This window comes from Pseudoalteromonas rubra, from assembly GCF_000238295.3.
GTDB lineage: Bacteria > Pseudomonadota > Gammaproteobacteria > Enterobacterales > Alteromonadaceae > Pseudoalteromonas > Pseudoalteromonas rubra.
The window spans coordinates 666,076-683,240 of record NZ_AHCD03000044.1 but is presented as its reverse complement, the minus strand read 5'-3'; the positions used below and the strand labels follow the sequence as shown (position 1 = coordinate 683,240).

Here is a 17,165-nt window from a genome sequence, read left to right as displayed (position 1 = left end):
GAATGCCGTCACGCACCTCAAAAAACATTGGGGCTGTGCCCCTTTTCAGGGATTTATTCCTGTGTTGTGTTTTTGGCTGAATTACCGTTCAGTGAATTGCCCAACAGGCTAAGCAATTGTTGTTTTTCAGCGTCTGAGGTATTGCTCAGCTGCTGGAAAAACTTGCTCATATTGATGTTCTTAAGTGTCTCTGATGATGCATTTGCCCCCGCCAGTACGCCTTTCAGGTCATCCATCAGATTGCGCTCACCGTTGAGGTGATCTTTAAACACAGTCTGCATAGTCTGGCTTTCGTTGACCAGGCCATCGATGGATTTGCCCAGTGTGATGGCGTTCATAAACTGGTTAAAGAACTGTCCGTCACCACCCATGAAGTTGATGTCTGCATCGTTCAGCGCTTTAGCCAGCACTTGTGCCTGATGAGCAGCAATGTCTTTGTTTGCCTCCAGCTGTGCCAGTGTCAGTTCTTTTTGCTGATTCAGTTGCAGTGTGAAGCCTTCGTAGTCGCGGGCGTCTTTATCCATGGCGTTCAGAGCCTGTAGTTTCTCTTCCAGACCTTTGGCTTCGGCTGACATTCTGCGCTCAAGGTTAATCGCTTCCGCTTCACCCTGTTTCTCCATCGCATCTGCCATGGCAGTTTGTACTTCGGCATCTGCCAGACCAATATCGCGCTTACCGTGCGCTTCTGCTTCCATCTTCTGCTGTAGTACTTTGGCGTCTGTTTCACCTTGTAATGCATTGGCTTGTGCTTTGGCCTTGATCACGTCAGCTTCTGCCAAGCCTGAGGCAGCCGCTTCAACCTGCGTTGCTTCTGCCAGGATCTTCTTAGATTCAGCCTGCTGGTTCGCAATGCGCAGCTCAGCCTCAGCCATTTTTTCCATTTCACGGGCTTTAAAGTCAGCCGCCTGCTCTTGTGCTTTAGCCGCTTCGATGTCTTTTACTAGAGCCTCTTCAGCTTCAGCCTGGGCGCGGATCACAATAGCCTGCTTATCACGTTCAGCGGCAGCCAGCGTTTGTACATCTTTGATGCGCTCCTGCTCTTCCGCCACAGTTTTCTCAACTGCCACACGGTCGCGTTGCACATCTGCTATCTCTTTGCGCTCCACTTCCAGCGCTTTTTCTTTATTAATACGCAGGATTTCGGTTTCTTTTTCACGCTCAATCACTTCAATTTCACGTGAACGAGCCACTTTTTCTTCTTCAATCGCCAACACGCGCAGGCGATTTTGCTCAGCGATATCGACTTCGCGCTGCCTGTTTTGCTCTGCAATCTGAATGGCCTCATCCGCTTTGAGACGCGCTTCCTCAGACTTCAGACGCTCTTCTTGCTTAACGCGCTCAGCTTCGGCTTCTTCGCGTGCCTGAACGGTTTCAATCTCACGCTTTTGCTTCGCCATGGCGTCTTCTTTCTGACGCTCTATTTCCAGCGTTTTCTCCAGCGCCGCCTGATTCTGGATTTCAATTTTTGCCTGCTCGTCACACTTTAACTGGTTAGTTTCAACATTTTGCTCTGCTGTTTTTTCAGTGATACGACGAATACCTTCCGCATCAAGAATATTGCTCGCATCCAGCTTATGAATTGAAGTTTGTTCCAGATAGTCGATGGCGACATCTTCTAAGGTATAGCCCGACAGGTCCTGGCCAATCACTTCTTTGATCTTGTCGCGGAACTCATTGCGGTGCGTGAACAGCTCCTCGAAGTGCATCTGTTTGCCCACGGTTTTTAAAGCCTCAGAAAACTTAGCTTCAAACAGCTCTTGCAGCGTTTCCGGCTCAGACGCGCGCGCGCACCCCACTTGCTTCGCTACCCGCAGTATGTCTTCTTTATTTTCGTTCACGCGGATATAAAAGGTAATGGCAATGTCGGCACGGATGTTGTCTTTACAGATCAGGCCACTACTGTCACGACGCTCCAACACCATGCGCTTGGTGGAAATGTCCATGACTTCCATCTTATGGATCACCGGATAAACAATGCCGCCTGTGGTGGTGACATCGGGTTCATTTTTCATTTTATTGATGATCAGCGCGTGGCCTTGCTCCACTTTACGATAGAATTTGCCAATCAATAAAATGACGGCAAAAAAAACGGTGATGACCAAACCCGCGATAGTCAAAACAGGTCCTAGGTTATTTAAAAATTCCATATCTCTTCCTGATAAGTTTTATAAGTTATTCCCGGGCGCTTATCCGGCGCCGTTTTTAAAGTTGAGCTATCACCAGGGGTTGGTGACGATTGTGTAACTATGAGTTGTTGCGTTGTGTTCAATCAGCAGTGCTTTATCACCCTGAGTAAACGTATTTTCTTCATCACATCTGACTTCGATCAACTGCTCGCTGCCCTCATGGGAAACGCGTGCCTGGCCAAAAGTGGTGGTGACTTTTCCGGTGGCAATCACACACTCCAGTCCGACTAGTGCGTCTTTACTGCTGGCCTGTTGGCTGTCAAATACGCCACGTAATGGCCTGACTAACGCTGCCGCCAGAGGCAATGCCACAACCAGACTACCCAGCATAAATACACTACCAATCAGGTAAAACATGACACCATCACCAAGCAGGTAGGCAAATAATTTCTGCGCGTAGTAACTGACCACCCAGCTCAGTGCAACGATTAAGCTAATAGAAACAGTCAATGGCACGCCGCCAAAGCCCATTTGCCATAAGGAGCCACCTTCAGCGCCTCCTTCTGCTTCGATGTCGGCATCACCGTCAAGCATATCGGGGTCGGCAAATCCAGCCAAAGAGATCAGCCAGAACAGCAGCACAATCAGCAGTAGTGTAGAGTAGATCACCGTAGGAAAAGTGAAAGCCGTGTTTAAAAAGTCCATATTTCCTCCTTACACGGATAATTATTGCGTTTTCAATAACAAAAGAAGCATAGCGTGGTATTTATGAACAAACACCAAGTTGAGCGCCTGCATGGTAAATAAACGTAAATACAACCTACAGCGGACCTGACGAGTGAGATTGAATTTACCCCAACCCGAGCTATTACGAGGTGGTTACAAGGTACAATGGGAAGATTTCTTCACCCCCTTTAAGTTAACATTGCGCGGTGACAAACCACGCTATCAAAGAGCTTTTCAGCTCTCTTTACCACACAATCAATCTGCCACATTACGACATATTATGTCAAATTCTTTGTTGCACTTTACTAGACTTTGGCGCCACTCTTACCAATATTTACTTGCTTTTCGGCACTGTTAAGTTTTAATGACAGGAACAAGGAATTGATATTATGAGACATATATGGAGCCATTACTGACAAGCCGTAAACTACTACTGGTCGCGCTGCTGCAGAGCTTTTTTCTGATCATTCTGCATCAATCAATTGACTTCGCATTTTGGCCGGGCCAATCCCCTAACTGGCTGCTTGCCACCTATTCGTTGGTGATCTTTTTGCCCTCGACACTTATTTTTTCAAGCTTTACCCAGCTCAACAGGTCTTTTTATATTCAACTGGGAATATATGCGCTGCTATTCACGCTGTGTGGCTTTTATTTGGGCAGTCAGCTGCTCCCCGAGCGCGCCTCCATACCATCACAAGCGTGGCCGTATCCACTGATCATATTCCTGGCTTCAGTATTGCTTATTCCATGGCTTACCCAGAACAGCCGGGAACGTTGGCTACCCAGCTATGATGCGCTGAGCCAGGCCATGGGTCGTTTCCTGTTGGTGTTTGCTGCGGCTCAGCTGTTCACTTTATCTGTACTCATGCTATTGATGCTGTGGGCCAGTTTGTTTGAAGTCATCGAAATTAGTTTTTTCACCGACCTGTTTTCTGAACCCTGGTTTTATTACCCGGCCATCACATTGAGCCAGGCTATTGGCGTTATCCAGGCTCGCAGCCGCAGTAACCTGGCAAATCAGTTGTTCGCCATATGCCGTAACTTTGCCACCCTGTTGTTACCCGTACTGGTCGCTGTGGCCATGCTATTTTTCGTGGCTGTTTTGTTCAGCGAGCTGGATACACTTTGGCAAAATGGCGGCAGCAGCCTGATCTTTGTGTTAGTTGGTGCCATCGTCTTGTGCCTGAACCTGTCTGGTGAGGCATTGACTCAGCGACCCTGGTATCGCCATTTCATTGCACTCGGGCTGCTCCTGCTCCCCTGCTATCTGGCACTCAGCGGCTGGGGACTATACCTCAGAATAGAGCAATACGGCCTCAGCCTGGCCCGCTTGTGGGCCGTGCTCATTGCCTCAGTCAGCATGACAGTTTGCGTGGGCTATGTGTGGCAGTTGATCACCCACAAAGCCACCTGGTATAACAGATTGAGCACAGTAAACCGACCGGTAACTTTAAGTCTGCTTGGGCTGCTGATTGCCACCCAAACGCCCTTGCTGGATTTTCGTGGCATGAGTGTCAATTCTCAGATAGACCGCCTCACTGCAGGGATCACGCAGCCAGCTGATTTTGACCCTCGTTACCTGGTAAACGAGCTGGGCCGAAAAGGACTAACGGCACTGGAATCACTGCAACATAGCATCGATGACGAGCAACTAAAGCGTCGGCTCCACACTGCGTTGACCCTGGAAACTAAACCCCTGACGACACAGACCTTATTAGACCTGATTGACATGCCAGATGCACAGAAACAGGCATTGCCCCAGGAGCTAGTGACTGCACTGGAGGTATTCGCCAAACACAACACGCATTTGTTCGATAACGCGACTGAACTTATGTTACGACCCATTCAGCTGGACAATACACCCGAGGCAGAATATCTGTTTATTGCTAATACTCAGCATCGGGTGGAATTACGGGTGTTTTATCTGGGTGTTATTGATGGCGTGCAGGGCTGGCAATCTGGCTATATGGACCAAAAAGTCTATGGACCGCAATCAAAAGACCTGCTGGAAGCACTTAGAACGGACAACTTTGAGATTGTTGAACCCAGGTTCAAAGACATTAAGATTGGTGAGCACAGATTAGAGCTGCACAGCCCGTTTTAACGGGCTGTGAGTTTTGCTTTGAGGTGATTACGCACTGCTGGCCATTCACTGGCCAAAATGGAATACACTGCCGTGTCACGGATGGAGCCATCAGCCAGAATCTGATGGCTTCTAAGCACTCCATCCAGTTTAGCGCCAAGACGCTCAATGGCCTGCCTTGAAGCATGATTGAAAAAGTGTGTTTTGAATTCCAAAGAGAGCGCCCCACACTGCTCAAACAAGTTTTCTATTAACAGCAATTTTGCCTCGGTATTAACCGGCGTACGACGCACCGCAGCGCTATACCAGGTGTACCCGATAGAAGCGCGTTTGTGCTCAGGTTTAATGTCGTAGTAGCGTGTGGTTCCCACAATATGACCGCTGGCAATCGACCTGACAACAAAGGTTACCTGATCTTCACCCACCTTACTCAGAGCCTTTTCGACATATCCTTGCATTTGCTCCGGAGCGGGCACGCTGGCATACCAGAGTTTCCAGCTTTCGCCATCCTGCACGGCTTCCTGCAGCTCTTCAACATGCTCAATTGACAGCGGTTCTAAGCGAATATATTGCCCTTCCAGCACGGTATTTTTTATCCACATAATTTACATCCTGGTGTTATAGATAAGAGTGTTTAAACTGCGCATACTGTGTTGAGCTCAGGAAATTATCACTGTTGCTGATATCGGCCAGCTCTTGTTCAGTAAACTGAATCTCAAAGATATCTTTCATAAAAGTCAGTAGCTCAACGGCAGCATCATGTTCACCGGTGATGAACGCAACCTGTAACATGATCAGGTAACCATAAGCGCCTGAGGCATTGCGATACAAAGCATCTAAAGCGATACCAAACGCTTCGCGTTTCTGTCCAAGGTGAGCCAGCACCATGGCTTTTTCCATCAAAATTGGCGGGCTAAAACGAATATCATCAGGCAGCTGTTCAAATTTAATTAGTGCCTGCTCATATTGTCCCATAGTGCGATACAGGTTTGCTTCAAGTAAGCCCTGATACGCCTGCTCACTCCCCTGAAGCAAGGTTTCGCATAAAACCTGGTGTTGCTTACCATCACATGTTTCAATAGAGCGGAATAAGGTTTCATGAACAATGGGCAATGATTTTAGCTCTGAGGGCAATTGTTGGTACTTTTCCAACGCCAACTGCGACTCTTTTTTCTCCATAAGATCCGTGATTGCCGTTACCGCCTTTTCGTGTCCGGCCGCTTCAATCTGCTGATCATACTGTGCGAAAAAGCGCACTATGCTGGAGCGATAGCTTCGGTTGTTCACATCAACCAATTTATAGCCCTGTTTTGTCAGGGTAATATCTACCAGCGCAAAAGTACCGTTGTCATATGAGAAAATATACTGACTAAGCCAGTAGTCACCTTGCTCACGACTGTGGGTATAGAAAATGTGGTCGAATGAAGATAAGCCCATCATCGCCCCGGCTGAGACAAACGCACTTTTCAACGCAAACTTGGGGTCGTCTATTCCCAGTTCATTTTTCACATAAGTTTCGCTAGCATGTCGGTCGATGAGTTCTAAAAATGCATTTTCGTTGGGGTTATTCAGCACATATTCCACCTTTTTGTTCGCTTCATATACCGATGCTGACGAATCAATAAAAGCCGTTTTTTTGGTGGACGCACACCCAGACACAACCAAGATTAAAACCAGCAGACTTAATAACCGCTTCATAGTGATTCTCCGACAAATTTCATCTTAGTCTTGTCCTCAAGTTGCTTAACAAAGTCCCGAAATATGGTGTAGTGAGGGTTCGTCGTCACTTCGCTCACTGTGCCGCCAAAGCCACTATACTTATTGGCCTGTTTAAGCTTACTGAGGTGCGCAGGCACCGCCTCAACCGGCACAGACTCCTGAAGGGCCTCATATTGAGCGTGAAAAGTCACCCGGCGGCGGTCATATTCCATGGCACTGTCGATTCGCACATAAGGATCGGCAAACGATTTTTGATAGGCCAGCGCACTGAAGTCAATATCTGACGGCATAAGCAAGGTGACACGCTGAGACAAAGACAGTGGATACACTTTGGCTAGTGGCTGCTTACGGCGCACGGTTTGAGGTAATTTAACATATTGGCTGACATTCCCAGCGGCAAGATAGAATTCTGCTGAGCCATCTTCATGTGGTTGCCAGAAGTCAGGCACCCAGTAAGATTCCACCACAGTGATCACGTTGTCCTGGCGATTATCAGCAAAGCTAATCGGTGCCTTTACCTGTACGCCAGGATAAAATTGCGCGTAATAGTTTAGCGAATGCTCCTGAAACACCTTCTTTTCTGACGAGGCCAGTTGATATCGCAATCGTTCTGCCTGCCAGCCGTAATACTGTGATTCGATCCGCCATTGTACGGGCGATACGTAGTCTGGGGCGATAATCATCTCATTAATATCAATACCATGGCGTGCCGGCTGTACGGCTACGGAGGTCAAAGAGCCTGACTGGCTGTCCACCAGCAAAGCGCTGCCATAATCAGGTTGATACAAACTAGACAATTTGCTGCCCTGATAGTTAATCGTCGGATCAACCCAGAATGTTTCACCATCCAGTGTAAAGTGAGTAATGACATGGTTAAAGGCGCTATGCGTTGGCAAATACTCACTAATATGAGCGCGTTTATCCGTCGACACCAAAGCAGGTTGGGCGTCTATATCCAGCTCACGGAGCAAAGTATTCAGTAGCAGCGTTTTGTCTTTACAGTCACCGAAGCGTTTCTCAAATACCTGGTGAGGCATGTTGGGCTGATGCGAATTGACACCCAGCTCCAGGCCCAGATAACGAATTTCATCCTGTACAAAGGTGATGGCTTGCTCAATTGCCTGGTGCTTTGGCAATGCTTTAAGCTCCGTGATATAGGCCTTAAGTTCTGGGCTATGTTCAGTGTTTACCTGAAACAACTGTGCCGCCCAGGCCTGCACTTCCAGCCAGGAGTTAAACTCGGTGAACTGAATATAAGGAAACGGGCTGAACCAGCCTGGTAGTTCGTTTTCAACAGTATGGGCTACGCTGTTTTCGACACGAACCGTATAGGTTTGGGTACCATCGCTTTTCTGATGTTGCACCTCGGCATTAGGGTTACCAAATACTTTATGCGCGACTTGTTTATCATCTGGTAAGGTGAGTTTAAAGGTCAGCAGATCGACCGCAACGCCCCAACCAAGGTTATCAAAGTAACTAAAACGATCACCCAATACCGGATTTTTGCCAGACAAGCTGTAGCTGTAATCAAGTTCGTCGCCGACACGGATATCCTGAAGCAAGATCAAGGCATCAAACAAACCCAGATACATATTATTTTGCTGATCATCTTCCGCGTTGATCACTTTAATATCCTGCGGGGTTAACTGATAAACCGCTTTGCCATCGCGAAAGACAGTGACATTGTGAAATACCAATTTTTCATACGCTGGATTGAACCGCACTCTGACCGTACTTCCTTCCTGAACGCCGGCAGCATCGGTAAACACATAGCGGTTATGAGAAAAAGACGTCTGCTCTGCATCGTCACTCACCTGACTGTCAACCAGCCGATAATGAAGCGGCTTGCGCAGGCTTTCAGGTAATGCCGTTAGCGGCTGCTTAGTAACCCAACCTGGGGCAGGCGAAATGGTCACATCAGGACGCTCACCGAGTGCCCGGACAGGATTAAACCAAACCATCAAAACGATGGCGAATATGATGTATAGCGGCTTCATAATTCTCAACTTTTTGCTCTTCCCTGAACAGCTTTCAGAGCTATCAGGCTTCTTTTGGCACGAAAACGCGCCAGTTTATACAGACGGACACAGGCACGCAAGGTGCTCAGGTAACACATTGTTAATGACCAAATCGACGGCCTGCTCTTGCCTGTCTGCTAACTTGGCGTAGCGACTCTACGGATTAATGGCTTTCTCAGAATAAGCCTGCGTGCCCCACAGAGGCACGGTCGATAAGCTATGTTTAAAGCTACCCGAGGTTTCTTTGGTGGTATAAGAGAGATACATCAAGGTCTGATGTTCGGCATCATAAATACGCCTGACCTTCATGGCTTTGAAAAACACACTTTTTGACTGTTTGAACACCACTTCTCCAGACTTGCTTTTGTCTATCTGGGCTATCATTTGCGGCGTGATTTCTCCGGTCTGACGACAGGCAATAGAGCTGTCGCTGGGATCTGACAAACTGAGGTCCGCCTCAATGCTGGCAACATGACACGTTACGCCGGTGACAATCGGATCCGTCATTGAATGCAACTTGATGTCCTTCAATGTAAACAGACCAAGCGATACATCGCCTACCTCACTGTCTGAGCAGGCACCAAGTAACATCATTGCTGGAAGCAGTAATAGTCTTTTTTTCATTCTCTTTCCTGAGATATGTGATTTTCTTCAGTTTACCATTGTTGCACAAACCTGCTATTAAAAATATGGTTGATAGAGTAAGCCACTGGTATTTATCACAAATTGGTCTAGCTTTATGAATCTATTCATCACCGTTCAAGGTAACCCATGGAACTGACACACCTTTCAAAGGCCACAGCCAAAAAACTAAAATTACTTGTAGAGCGCATTGAAGATAGCCATATTCCCCCCTCAATGCTGGATGAAACCCTGAATATTGCCACCTGGAATATCCGAGATTTTGGCAAACGCAGCCGCAGTGAGCTGGCCATTGCGCTGATCACACGTATTCTTTACCAGTTTGATCTCATTGCCATTACCGAACTGAGAGATGATTTAACTGACTTCAAACGCGTGATGCATATGCTGGGTCCAAACTGGCAATTTGTGATCAGCGACTGGCAAAGCGATTTTGGTGGCAACTGGGAACGCACGGCCTTTGTATATGACAAGCGTATGGTCCAGTTTACCGGCCTCGCCGCAGAAGCGCAGCCCGACAGGCAAAAAGTAGGTGACCAGTACGTCAGCGAGCAATCCTGGTGGCGTGCGCCCTACATGGCCTCATTCAAAGCTGGCAGTTTTGATTTCATGATGCTGGCCATGCATGCCCGCTGGGGCACTCGCCCGGGTCGCGAACAGGAACTGGCCAGTTTTGGCGACTGGATAAAAAGCCGCTGGATAGACAACGCCGATACGGTATTCGATGAAGATCTCATCGTGGTGGGAGATTTCAACATTCCCCGAGTTGGCGATCGCTATTATCAGGCACTCACCCAGTCAAGCGGATTACAGATGCCAGTGGCGCTCGCAGACATCAATGACACCGCAGCAAGTGCCGGCAATAAGCGCTACGACCAAATTCTGCACCGCGCCAGACATGCGTTTAGTTACGCCGACCAGGGCGGTGTGATTGACTTTGCCGCCAATGGCCTGATGGCAGCGTTATTCGATGATACCGGCATTCCAGAAAGTAAATGGACCTTTGAGCTAAGCGATCACTTTCCGCTTTGGGTGCAGATCAATACCAATAACGAGCTGGCCATACTTAACAACATCATTCAAAACGAGTAACAAAATATTACCTAAATAATAGACAAGTATTTCATTTAATAGCACAATGCATTTTGACGAATGATACCCGTCTGCTTAATAACCTTACCTGCATTGAGGTATGGAATGCTGTCGATGGCAACAAATGTGTCAGCACCTGTCTGTGACTCAGGTGCTGCATGACCCCATCTTTAATCGTGTAAGCAGCAGCGCCCCCCCAAACAGGCAGGATATTAATGCACTTTGCTGTGGTATCTTCGTTGAACAATAAAATACCAATTTCACTTAATACCCGTTCAATTTGAAGGAGCAAATATGACGCTAACGGCGTTAAAAATTTCTCATTTAGAACAACTAAATAGCAAAATTTTTGCCTCGCCTATATGGATGTAGGTGCCTCAGCAGTAGCAGGACGCGGGAGCGGTGTTATCGACGATATTTTCTCGCCTCAAAGTAGAACACTTAATTAAGCAAATTGGTATAAGTGTGACGACGACTTCAATAAGGAAGAAGCAATGAAAGACACGAAATCCCTATCATTCACTCTAATTTCGGGTGCGCTGGCGTTATGTGCAGTTCCTCAGGTATTGGCCTCTCAATGCGATATTGTGATCCCTTCAAGCCATCATTTAATCGACGGCGACGCGCTGGCAGTGGTTGCTGGTGACACCATCTGTCTGGCAGCCGGAGAACGTGGTCCGCTGCGTATTCGCAATGTGCATGGTGAAGCAGGTAACCCGGTGGTGATCCGCAACGAAAATGGCACGGTTACAACCTCGCCGTACGAGTACAGTATTTCCGTAGAAAAATCCTCCCAGTTGCGCATTACCGGCAGCCGTGATGAAGCTGGCTATGGTATGCGTCTTGGCGGTACCGTTGGCATTGGTGGGCTGAGCGAATACATTGAGATTGATAATCTTGAGATCTACCGCGCACGGTTTGCAGGCTTGCTGATTAAAACAGATCCAACCTGCGATCCGGCCACCTGGCAGGAAAACTTCACGATGCGTGGACTCAGCGTTCACCACAACTATATTCACGACACAGAAACAGGCGAAGGCATGTACATCGGCTACACAGGGAAGAGCCGCAAGCTGGAGTGTGATGGTGTCGCAACAACGGTATATCCGCACAAGCTGACCGGCGTAGATATTTACAATAACAACCTGGAAAACATTGGTGCCGATGGCATTCAGCTTAACTCGGTGGCTGGAGATGCACAGATCCGCAATAATAAAATTTACCGTACTGGCGTTAGCCCCTTCGATCCTAAATATCAGAACACCGGTATTCAGGTTGGCGGGGATCACGTAACGGTATCAGGTAACCTTATCTATCGCAGTGGCGGTAATGGCATGATGCTCGATGGCGACGGTCTGATAATTCATGATAACCATATTCTATACGCCGGAGAAAACGGCATATTTGCCCGCAACCCAGCGCAACAGGATAGCAGCGTATCCGGTGGAGATGCCCATGAATATAGTGAAAACCTCATTGTGCACCCGCTCAGTTACGGGATTAAGCTTTATGCAACGAATACGGCTACCCCTAATTTGATCAAAGAAAATACCATCGAAAACCAGGGTCAGGTTGATGCAGCTAATCGCCCGATGACCTACTCTTATCTGAACAATAATGTACTCAGACTTGAGCTAAACAACCGTCACTACGTGGTTGAGTAGCCAGCTCGCTGATTTTTGAACAGTAGAGCACCAAACGGGCTCTGCTGTTCATATCTCCCATCCCAAGTTACAACTTATCCGCTACAGGTATAGCCGAAACGTACTGATTGAGCTGTGGATTTTGATGTACACGCGCAATGCTCTGCTGTAGATCAGCCAGCTGACTGCCGTCAAGACGTTGTTGTTTTACCTGCCTCAGGGATAATGGATTAATGGGTTTGCCATGCTTGTGCACTTCATAGTGTAAATGACGCGCCTGAGACAACCCTGTGTTACCCAAATAGCCAATTACCTCTCCCTGTCTGACACGGATGCCCGGTTTTACCCCCTTTGCAAACCCATTTAGGTGCGCGTACAGCGTGTCATAGCCATTCGCATGGCGGATCACAACCCGGTTGCCGAAGCCACCTCCCCACCCTGCTTTTTTAATAGTCCCGTTACCGGCAGCAAAGATAGGGGTACCAACAGGTGCGCCAAAATCAAGCCCGGCATGCAAACGTGTGTATCCCAGAATAGGATGCTTACGACTACCAAAAGTTGACGATAAACGCGCGCCATTTAACGGGGTTTTAAGTAAAAAGCTCTGTGCCGGGCGACCATCAGCAAAATAAAAGCCACTTTGCTTGCCTTCAGCGCGATGGTGATATACTGCCAGATCCTCTCCCTGATTTTGCAATCTCGCGAACTTAAGCTGGCCCGCTTTTTCCTGCTGTTGTTGCAGGCCATCCTTCACCGACAAAATAGCTTTGTCGTACATCATAGTTAATGCATCGCCCTGATGTATTTCGCGCTGAAAATCCACAAAGTGTGAAAATACCGTGATGGTCTGGTTAATCACATCCAGTGGCACAGAATCGTCAACCAGTGACTCATACAAGCTTTGTGTGATCGCCACATCATGAACAGACTGGGCCTGATGAGTGTCCAGTTGATAAAAACGTTTGTGCCACTGGTCCGTCATCGACACATTCACACGCTGCGCGAATCCGGTTGCCAGGGTAATTGAACTCAGCTTGCCTTCCGTGATGCCAATTTTTATTTTTTGCCCAACCGGCAGCTGGCTCAGATTCACCTCAGGTGCCATTAACTTCTGTAAGTTAAACACCTGGCGTTCGCTCATCCCATAGGGCTTCAGCAAAGCAATAAAAGACTGCCCCGCTGACAACGTCAGGATCTTGTGCTCAGTGTTTGGTGCCTGTTCAGGCTCAGCGGGTGACTGAAAGGTGGCAGGTTGCTGGGCCATCACCGGTTTGCTACCGACCCGGATTGCACTTGATTTTTCCTCCACAACAACTGGCGTATCCGCAATATCGCATTGCTCAGAGGTCTGTTCAGGTAAATCAGACACAAGGGTGCTTAACACCATGCCCAGAGGTATGGCGATCATCAAATGGTATTTCATAATTTAGTCCTTTGGAAAAATACTCAGCGGGTCAAGGCGTTTCCCGTCAGCCAGGATCTCCAGATGCAAATGAGCCCCGGTAACCCGGCCACTGTCACCTAAAGTACCGATGACTTCTCCGGCTGATACCCAGTCACCTTGTGATACGGCAATACTATCCAGGTGTGCATATAAACTCTGGTAGCCATTACTGTGCTGGATCAGTACCGTTTTACCGTAATTTTTTGCCAGAGTTGTCTCATCCGCCACCAGTACTTTACCCGTTGCCATCGCACCAAGTGGCGTGCCTTTGGCCGCAACCATGTCAAGTCCACCGTGCGGCTTGTAATTTCGAAAGGCCCACACATGTCCAAAGTGAGAACTGATCTTGTAGTCACTCATTGGTAGTTGCCAGTTGGGTGCCTGGGGACTCAGTAAGGGCTTCACCTGGAAGGAAACGAAAGCACTAAACACAGCTATCGCCAGTATGTTGAGTGTGACAAAACTATGCCGCGTTTTAACCGGATTCATGATTTGCACCAGACGACTTTTATAATCAGCCAGAGATAACGCCTCCGATGCGAACCCGGCGACTGCATTAGGTGTCTTGTTGAGTGTGCTGTGTTTCAGGGCATCCAGTAACGTGGCTGCGTACTGCTGACGATTAATGCCGTAACGTCCAATGGTTTGTGCATCACAACGCGCTTCCATGGCGCTGATGAACGCCGCTTCCATCCTGACAATGGCCGGATTAAACCAGAACAGACATTTGATAACTTGCCATGCCATCAGGGCAATATGATCTTTGTGAGCCAGGTGCGTTACTTCATGCAGCAGCAAAGTCTGCTGCTTATGTTCAGGTAAGGTCGTAAAGTATTGTGGCATCACGATAGTCGGCTTTTTAATCCCCGTTGCAAACGCCGTACAGTTCAGAGGCAGCACATACACTGGCACCTGACGGCCTTTAATCTGAGTGAGCGATGAAAAAGACGCACTAAGGTCTGCCTGAAGTGGCTCTGCACTGACCATTAGCGCACGCAGGCTGGCAAGTTTGTTATGTAAACGCGCACCCCGACGAATGCTCTGCAGCGCCGCCAGCAATGTCAGTGCGATAAATATCCATAGCCCGTCCCACTGATGTTCAGTCGTCAGCATTATCTCAGTACTTAGTTGCAGCTTTCCAGCCTGCTCACTAAAGTCGTACAACACTGTCGGGATCGTCTCATCCAGCGCCATATCAGGAAGCGGTGTAAAGGGCACAAAGCTGAGTACCAGCAATGCCCACCATAAGCCAGGCGCAGCCGGGTGACGGCGGCTCAGAAAGCGACCCACCAGCACCAAAGCACCACATACAAGGCACCAAACCAGCACCGACAGTAAAATAGAAAATAACATTGCCAGACTCATTTTACTGGCCCCGCTTATCCTGCTCAGATAAGGATTCCAGCAAGTGCTCCAGCTCTTCCAGCTCCTGTGATTCAATCAGACGACTATCGGCAAACATAGCCACTGGCAATGGACCATCCAGTTCCAGGACATTTTTAGCAAATTCCTGAGCGTAAGCGGCCAAAGTGGGGACTTTATCAACCTTGGCGGTGTACGACTTTTTATTGCCTTGCTCACCAATGCTCAACAAGCCCTTATCGCCCATGCGCTCAAGTGTTTTGCGCGTTGAAGAGTATGACCAGTTAAAACGCTCGGCGATGGCGTCATGAATTTCTTTTGCAGTACGAGGCTCCTGTTGCCACAGTAGCTTGAGGATCTCTAATTCGGTGGTGTTGGGTTTCATATCTATTATTCTTTTAATGTGACACTTGTCGCACTTTAGCAGCAAAAAAAGTGCGACACAAGTCACACTTTTTAAAAACGACTAATAATTAAAACCCAAACAACTGAAAATTAGCCGATTCTTGCTAACTTTAGACTTGCGGGCAATACTATTTATATCTTTGTAAACCTTTGACTGTGACAAAAGTTGACCTCAGACAACCACCGTTTTGTGAAGCTTGATACTTTTATGACAGTTAAGTGACACGGGGCAAACTGCTAATTTTTGATGTTTGCCCAATAAAATGGGGTAAGCAATGACAGAAACATTTCAGTTGTTAGGAAGTCTGCTTGGCGGCCTGGGGATTTTCCTGGTTGCCATAAGCATGATGACCGATGGTCTGAAACTCGCAGCAGGGAGCTCGTTGCGTAAAGTATTGGCGACCTGGACTAAAACTCCACAGCGCGGTATCGCTTCAGGCTTTTGTATGACAGCACTGGTCCAGTCCTCAAGTGCAGTCACCGTAGCTTCGCTGGGTTTTGTGAATGCCGGCCTGATCACCATGCATCAGGCACTGGGCATAGTGTATGGCGCCAACGTCGGCACCTCGGTCACCGGTTGGCTGGTTGCCGCAGTGGGCTTTAAGTTCAATATTCAAGCCATTGCACTGCCTTTAATCGGTTTAGGCGCGTTGATGAAGTTACTAAGGCCACAAACCCGGCTAGCATCAGCAGGGCTTGCTCTGGTTGGCTTTGGCCTGTTTTTCATAGGTATAGATATTCTTAAGGGCACTTTTGAACATGTTGTCGCCAGGTTTGATTTAAGTCAGTTCACCGCCCAGGGTCTGAACGGCATGCTGACATTTCTGCTGATCGGTATAGTCATGACCACGCTCACTCAGTCATCCAGCGCTTCCATTGCGCTCACCATCACGGCGGCAGCCAGCGGCATGATAGGTCTCTATGCCGCTGGTGCCATGGTCATAGGGGCGAACATTGGCACCACCTCAACCTCTGTACTGGCAGCAATTGGTGCTACTTCTAATGCCAAACGCGTGGCTGCAGCTCAGGTCGTTTTTAACGCACTCACGGCGCTTGTCGCCTTCGCAATATTGCCCGTACTGTTTTACCTGATAACCCAGCTCACTGGCTTTTTTAACCTGGCAGCCGACCCTGCACTGTCGCTGGCATTATTTCATACCCTGTTTAACGTACTGGGCGTCATGCTGATCTTTCCACTCAATAGCCGCCTGGCAGGCTTTTTGATGAAGCGCTTTTGCAGTGCCGAAGAAACCGCAGCCCGGCCACGGTTTTTGGATAAAACCATTGCCCAGACCCCGGCGCTGGCAACCAATGCAGTACTGCTCGAAACTAAGCTGGTTGCCGATAAGCTACTGGCACAATATGAAAAATCCAAACAACCTCTGGATAGTCTGGCCATAGAGCAAGAAATACATACCATTCAGATGTTGTGTCAGCACATTACCAATTTCATTGTCACTGTTGAACAATCTGCTTTGTCTGAAGAAACCACAAGTTTGCTGGCAAAATTAATGCGCATCGAACATTACCTGTTCACCTGCTGCCACTGTGTTGAAAAGCTGGCTCAGCAGCCATCGCAAAAAGCGCTTGCCGGACACCCTGAATTACATACTCAGCTGGAAGAATACCAATCCCAACTGGGGCATTTTATGAGAACCAGCCTAGAAGCCCAGTCGACGAACACAGAGACATTTAACGCAGCCCTCCTGGAGCTACAACAACTACACGACGACGTCAAAGATGATCTGATCCTTGCCGGCACCAATGCGACTTTGCCGATAGACAATATGGTCCGCAATATCAATGGACTGTCCGATATGTGGCAACTAACCCAACAATGGCACAAAGCCATGCTGTTGTTATATCTCATAGAAGAGCAGCTTAATCCAAAGACATCATCATAGT

At 48.1% G+C, this 17,165-nt stretch carries 13 protein-coding genes; 4 read left to right on the top strand and 9 right to left on the bottom strand.

Annotation, left to right across the window (positions count from 1 at the left end):
- Positions 1-53: 53 nt before the first annotated feature.
- Positions 54-2,147, bottom strand: coding sequence for a flotillin family protein (locus tag PRUB_RS23715; protein ID WP_010380314.1), 2,094 nt, complete (start codon positions 2,145-2,147; stop codon positions 54-56).
- Positions 2,148-2,216: 69 nt separating this feature from the next.
- Complete coding sequence (locus PRUB_RS23710; protein WP_010380312.1) at positions 2,217-2,831, bottom strand: OB-fold-containig protein; 615 nt, start codon at positions 2,829-2,831, stop codon at positions 2,217-2,219.
- Between the two features lie 421 nt (positions 2,832-3,252).
- Here PRUB_RS23710 and PRUB_RS23705 point away from each other — a divergent pair, with 421 nt between their 5' ends.
- Positions 3,253-4,956, top strand: a complete 1,704-nt coding sequence (locus tag PRUB_RS23705) for a DUF4153 domain-containing protein (protein ID WP_010380310.1) — start codon at positions 3,253-3,255, stop codon at positions 4,954-4,956.
- On the opposite strand, the gene PRUB_RS23700 is transcribed toward PRUB_RS23705, so the two are convergent.
- From PRUB_RS23700 to PRUB_RS23685, 4 genes are all read right to left on the bottom strand, one after another.
- Positions 4,953-5,537: a GNAT family N-acetyltransferase gene (locus PRUB_RS23700; protein ID WP_010380307.1), complete on the bottom strand. Its 585-nt coding sequence runs from the start codon at positions 5,535-5,537 to the stop codon at positions 4,953-4,955. The two genes, PRUB_RS23705 and PRUB_RS23700, sit on opposite strands and share 4 nt — an antisense overlap.
- A gap of 16 nt (positions 5,538-5,553) precedes the next feature.
- Positions 5,554-6,633, bottom strand: a complete 1,080-nt coding sequence (locus PRUB_RS23695) for a tetratricopeptide repeat protein (RefSeq protein WP_010380306.1) — start codon at positions 6,631-6,633, stop codon at positions 5,554-5,556.
- Positions 6,630-8,651 carry a DUF3857 domain-containing protein gene (locus tag PRUB_RS23690; RefSeq protein ID WP_021032848.1) on the bottom strand — a complete coding sequence of 674 codons (2,022 nt, stop codon included), beginning with the start codon at positions 8,649-8,651 and terminating at the stop codon, positions 6,630-6,632. The genes PRUB_RS23695 and PRUB_RS23690 overlap by 4 nt, the downstream gene beginning before the upstream one ends.
- 177 nt (positions 8,652-8,828) lie before the next feature.
- Positions 8,829-9,296, bottom strand: coding sequence for a CreA family protein (locus PRUB_RS23685; RefSeq protein WP_010380303.1), 468 nt, complete (start codon positions 9,294-9,296; stop codon positions 8,829-8,831).
- Positions 9,297-9,443: 147 nt separating this feature from the next.
- Here PRUB_RS23685 and PRUB_RS23680 point away from each other — a divergent pair, with 147 nt between their 5' ends.
- Both PRUB_RS23680 and PRUB_RS23675 read left to right on the top strand, forming a co-directional pair.
- Positions 9,444-10,406, top strand: coding sequence for an endonuclease/exonuclease/phosphatase family protein (locus PRUB_RS23680; protein ID WP_010380301.1), 963 nt, complete (start codon positions 9,444-9,446; stop codon positions 10,404-10,406).
- A gap of 494 nt (positions 10,407-10,900) precedes the next feature.
- Positions 10,901-12,070, top strand: coding sequence for a right-handed parallel beta-helix repeat-containing protein (locus PRUB_RS23675; protein ID WP_010380298.1), 1,170 nt, complete (start codon positions 10,901-10,903; stop codon positions 12,068-12,070).
- Between the two features lie 67 nt (positions 12,071-12,137).
- Here PRUB_RS23675 and PRUB_RS23670 read toward each other — a convergent pair whose 3' ends face one another.
- From PRUB_RS23670 to PRUB_RS23660, 3 genes are read right to left on the bottom strand one after another with little or no spacing between them, the layout of a single operon-like run.
- Entirely contained in the window at positions 12,138-13,472 is a 1,335-nt protein-coding gene (locus tag PRUB_RS23670; RefSeq protein ID WP_010380295.1) for a M23 family metallopeptidase, read from the bottom strand.
- 3 nt (positions 13,473-13,475) lie between these two features.
- Entirely contained in the window at positions 13,476-14,846 is a 1,371-nt protein-coding gene (locus PRUB_RS23665; protein WP_010380293.1) for a M23/M56 family metallopeptidase, read from the bottom strand.
- Between the two features lie 13 nt (positions 14,847-14,859).
- Positions 14,860-15,240 carry a BlaI/MecI/CopY family transcriptional regulator gene (locus PRUB_RS23660; protein WP_010380291.1) on the bottom strand — a complete coding sequence of 127 codons (381 nt, stop codon included), beginning with the start codon at positions 15,238-15,240 and terminating at the stop codon, positions 14,860-14,862.
- A 295-nt stretch (positions 15,241-15,535) separates the two neighbouring features.
- Here PRUB_RS23660 and PRUB_RS23655 point away from each other — a divergent pair, with 295 nt between their 5' ends.
- The gene (locus PRUB_RS23655) at positions 15,536-17,164 is read left to right on the top strand and encodes a Na/Pi cotransporter family protein (protein ID WP_010380289.1); all 1,629 of its coding nucleotides are present in this window, start codon (positions 15,536-15,538) and stop codon (positions 17,162-17,164) included.
- Position 17,165 lies beyond the last annotated feature (1 nt).

Excerpts from the sequence above, each read along its gene's own strand:
- PRUB_RS23715 (WP_010380314.1), bottom strand. The coding sequence starts at position 2,147 with ATGGAATTTTTAAATAACCTAGGACCTGTTTTGACTATCGCGGGTTTG.
- PRUB_RS23710 (WP_010380312.1), bottom strand. The coding sequence starts at position 2,831 with ATGGACTTTTTAAACACGGCTTTCACTTTTCCTACGGTGATCTACTCT.
- PRUB_RS23705 (WP_010380310.1), top strand. The coding sequence starts at position 3,253 with ATGGAGCCATTACTGACAAGCCGTAAACTACTACTGGTCGCGCTGCTG.
- PRUB_RS23700 (WP_010380307.1), bottom strand. The coding sequence starts at position 5,537 with ATGTGGATAAAAAATACCGTGCTGGAAGGGCAATATATTCGCTTAGAA.
- PRUB_RS23695 (WP_010380306.1), bottom strand. The coding sequence starts at position 6,633 with ATGAAGCGGTTATTAAGTCTGCTGGTTTTAATCTTGGTTGTGTCTGGG.
- PRUB_RS23690 (WP_021032848.1), bottom strand. The coding sequence starts at position 8,651 with ATGAAGCCGCTATACATCATATTCGCCATCGTTTTGATGGTTTGGTTT.
- PRUB_RS23685 (WP_010380303.1), bottom strand. The coding sequence starts at position 9,296 with ATGAAAAAAAGACTATTACTGCTTCCAGCAATGATGTTACTTGGTGCC.
- PRUB_RS23680 (WP_010380301.1), top strand. The coding sequence starts at position 9,444 with ATGGAACTGACACACCTTTCAAAGGCCACAGCCAAAAAACTAAAATTA.
- PRUB_RS23675 (WP_010380298.1), top strand. The coding sequence starts at position 10,901 with ATGAAAGACACGAAATCCCTATCATTCACTCTAATTTCGGGTGCGCTG.
- PRUB_RS23670 (WP_010380295.1), bottom strand. The coding sequence starts at position 13,472 with ATGAAATACCATTTGATGATCGCCATACCTCTGGGCATGGTGTTAAGC.
- PRUB_RS23665 (WP_010380293.1), bottom strand. The coding sequence starts at position 14,846 with ATGTTATTTTCTATTTTACTGTCGGTGCTGGTTTGGTGCCTTGTATGT.
- PRUB_RS23660 (WP_010380291.1), bottom strand. The coding sequence starts at position 15,240 with ATGAAACCCAACACCACCGAATTAGAGATCCTCAAGCTACTGTGGCAA.
- PRUB_RS23655 (WP_010380289.1), top strand. The coding sequence starts at position 15,536 with ATGACAGAAACATTTCAGTTGTTAGGAAGTCTGCTTGGCGGCCTGGGG.